The sequence below is a fragment of the Edaphobacter aggregans DSM 19364 genome, from assembly GCF_000745965.1.
Classification (GTDB): Bacteria; Acidobacteriota; Terriglobia; order Terriglobales; family Acidobacteriaceae; genus Edaphobacter; species Edaphobacter aggregans.
The window spans coordinates 1-3,124 of record NZ_JQKI01000277.1; the positions used below are offsets into that span (position 1 = coordinate 1).

At 57.6% G+C, this 3,124-nt stretch carries 3 protein-coding genes; all 3 read right to left on the minus strand.

The genetic code is table 11. The annotated features are described in order from the left end of the window. Window positions 1-469 precede the first annotated feature (469 nt). The 3 genes from Q363_RS31080 to Q363_RS31090 all read right to left on the minus strand — a co-directional run bounded on the left by Q363_RS31080 (window position 470) and on the right by Q363_RS31090 (window position 2,769). The gene (locus tag Q363_RS31080; protein ID WP_051979592.1) at window positions 470-1,105 is read right to left on the minus strand and encodes a hypothetical protein; all 636 of its coding nucleotides are present in this window, start codon (window positions 1,103-1,105) and stop codon (window positions 470-472) included. A 105-nt stretch (window positions 1,106-1,210) separates the two neighbouring features. Continuing rightward, a complete protein-coding gene (locus Q363_RS31085) occupies window positions 1,211-1,711 on the minus strand; it encodes a DinB family protein (protein ID WP_169747208.1) in 501 nt (166 codons plus the stop codon). An 86-nt stretch (window positions 1,712-1,797) separates the two neighbouring features. Continuing rightward, window positions 1,798-2,769 carry a sigma-70 family RNA polymerase sigma factor gene (locus Q363_RS31090; RefSeq protein WP_211256454.1) on the minus strand — a complete coding sequence of 324 codons (972 nt, stop codon included), beginning with the start codon at window positions 2,767-2,769 and terminating at the stop codon, window positions 1,798-1,800. Between the last annotated feature and the right edge of the window lie 355 nt (window positions 2,770-3,124).

Genomic DNA, 3,124 nt, shown 5'->3' on the forward strand with positions numbered 1-3,124 from the left:
CCCGTAGGAAGAAATCCAAGACGTGGGCACGGTGGACGGCCAGACAATGCAGAAAGCTGTTTCAAGCAAAACCAATGCCACATTTGCAGTCTCCGACGTGGGAACTCTCGTTTGCATCGCCCCCCTTGCGTCGTCCGGCATTCCTGGGGAACGCGCAGCAAGATGAAACTGGACCATTCGTTATCATCCCAAAAAGTTGAATTCTGTTGCTCCTTAAAAGCGGAATTCATAGGTCGAGCTCTCCGACCCCCAGTCAGACTGGAACCTGGCTGACCTCTCAACGGATAAGGACTGAGAAACGGCAATCTCGTCAACTCCCGGATTGTCGCCAACCGTCCCTAATCGGGTTCCTTCCGGTTGGACCGTTACTCAGGCGTGACCGCCGAGGTGGCAAAGGGGTCACATCTCGGTCAGCGCGCCCTATTCCCTTGAGATTTGACAGCAAGGTTGTGGTCTACGGGGATTACCGTCACAGCGAACGGGGTTCCAGCATCGTCCCCACAATGGGAAGCGCTCCAGGTTGGTTACCGCCCAGCATCGAGTTCTCGTAATACGGGGTGTACACCATCATGTGAGGATGCCAGTGGCCAACTCCAGGCCCGAGATCCTGGTCCGCAGAGAACATGTACGCGAACGCCACCATCTCCATTTTTGGCAGCTCGCCTTTGGCGTATGCCGCCTGAACTGCTTCAGAGATTTGGTCAGGTGTCTTGCCTTCCAGTCCGAGCCTGGCGCGTAGTTCCTGCAATGGCAAAACGGTTCGGCTTGCGACGGGATTGAAGCAGATGGGCGCGCGGAGTTTTGCGTAATACACCAGGTCCCGGAGCTGAGCAGGGGTAAATGTGGGGGCTGCCCAGCCCCGCATGACCAGGCACACGAAACCGTTGTCGCCTTCGGCGGCGACTTTGTATCCGGAGGCAGTAAGCAGTTTGACAGTGGCATGCCCTGAAATTGCTTCGGGCGCGGCACTTCTGGCCAATGCCGCCTCAGCTTCGGGAGTCATCATGTACTCGTTGAGCGGAGGGTATTTGGAACTCTGCCCATGCGCCGAGCCGGCTTGCATACTTACAAAGAGCAACATCAGTTCTGCCATAATTTTTTTCATTTCAATCGTCTCCTTACCGGATTATTTTCGTATTCACTATTACGGTCTTGACGGCGAACCGACGCACTCAGGCCGTCGCTGAGGAGGATTCGGAGAGGGCGAGCTTCAAGAGGCCTGGGTTGCGAGCGCTGTACGGCCCGCGGCGCGCCGTGCGTCAGTCAAGTTGCCGCGATGCATGGTCTGGTGCAGGGCCAGCACAAGGAAGCTCTGCCCGTAGGTAGCGAATTCTCGCTCCCGTCCCTTGGGCGGCGCGAGAGTGGGTTTGTCGAGGTCCGCCTCGCTCAGCGACTCAAGAAGGTTCAGGTTCTGTTCGCGCAATTGAAGGTACTTCTCTCGAACCTCGGCGAAGGGTGGATAGGCGCGGGCATCGGCGACGGGTTGCGAGTTCTCGCCAAAGTACTGTTGCCACTCGGCTGCCGGGTTTTTTTCTGCGAAGAGTGCCGCTGGGATGATGCCCTCAACCAGCGTGAGATGCCCGAGAACCCAGAGCGGGTGGCACCCGCCGTTCGGCGTCGGAAACGTCGTTGCGGCGTCGCTCATCTCGTCGATTACACTCAGCACTGCTCGATTCGAAATGTTCAGCGCAAATTTAATAGCGTCTTTCATGTGCATTGTCTGTTCTCCTTGAATTGCCCTTCTGCTCTGTATTACGGCTGTGGGGCGATCGAGGATACGCGTCGCTGCGACATTCCTCAGGAGGGCTGGGCCACGGCTACAGAACTCGCGGCGGAAAGAACCCATGGAGAATGCGCGTAATCCACGATGTGCGCGATGTGCTGGTCTGTCACCTGGAGTCGAGCGACGGAACTTGGCCTCCATTCGTCTCCGTATTGGCGCAGCGCGACGACTGCCAGCTCGCCGTCCACCTCCGCAACTGCCAGTCGCCACGGCACTGTCATGCGTTCATAGTTCCCGAAGTATGGCGATTCGTCGAGGGAGCCGGCGAAGCGATCTGCGACGCGGAGTCGAGCATCCGCGCTGATGAGTTTGCGGAGTCCCTCCCAATCACGCTGATTGAACCGGTCAACGTAGAGATGCAAAAGCCGTGACAACTCCGGGCTCACTTCACGCCTTGGTGTCACGGGCTTGGGCGAGGCAGCCAATTTCATTCGGCCCCGGTTGAGCGCGGCCTTGACGCCACCCACACTGGAGCTGACCAGTTCTGCGATCTCATCGAGCGTGTAATCAAAGATGTCCTTCAGCAGCACGCAGGCGCGTTCCATGGGAGGCAGGGTTATCACGAGCTGTTCAACCGCTCGACCCACACCGAGAACAGGAGGATCGACAGGCATTACGAGATCCGGGCTCATGGCATTTGTTTCGGCCTCGATCCGGACGCCACGCCTGCGAAGGAAGTCGATGCATCGATTGTGGGCAATCCGGAACAGCCATGGGGCAAGCGGACGGCTGTCGTCGTACTGGTCCAGCTTTCGATAAGCCTCGAATAAGGCATCCTGAACAACATCTTCGCCGTCCATCACCGATCCGGTCATGCGCGAGCAGTAACGGTGCAGGCGAGGGCGCAGTTGAGTGATTGTTTCGAGGAACGCCAGGTAGCGTGCTTCGAAGGGGCCGGAGGCTTCCATGTCGCGTGGAGTATCCATATCTACCTTTACGCAACGAATCGCCTTCAGGATACGGACATACTCTCTCGACCAACGCATCTGTTTTCAGATCATCAACGAAAACACGGGTTGCTGAGACTGGTTCCCGGTGGGTGGTCGGCTACCTGTCAATAACCAGGCGTCGACCCTTCAGGCGATCCGGGGCAGCAAGCTGGTGTAAGGTTCGGGTTGCCCGTGATCCGCCAGCAGTCCGGAAGGGGAAATTTCCGTCGGCACGACCAGTGAGTGATTCGGCGATTTACCAACAAGTTATCTTCGACCCACCCTAAGATTGCGTGCTGCCTGGTCTGAGTACAGACCCAGGGGTTACGCATGAAAAATGCCCGTGAGGACCTGGCGCATGTACTGGTTGTTCCAAGCGGCTATTTTTCGTCGTCCGCGCAAGCTGTTCCTT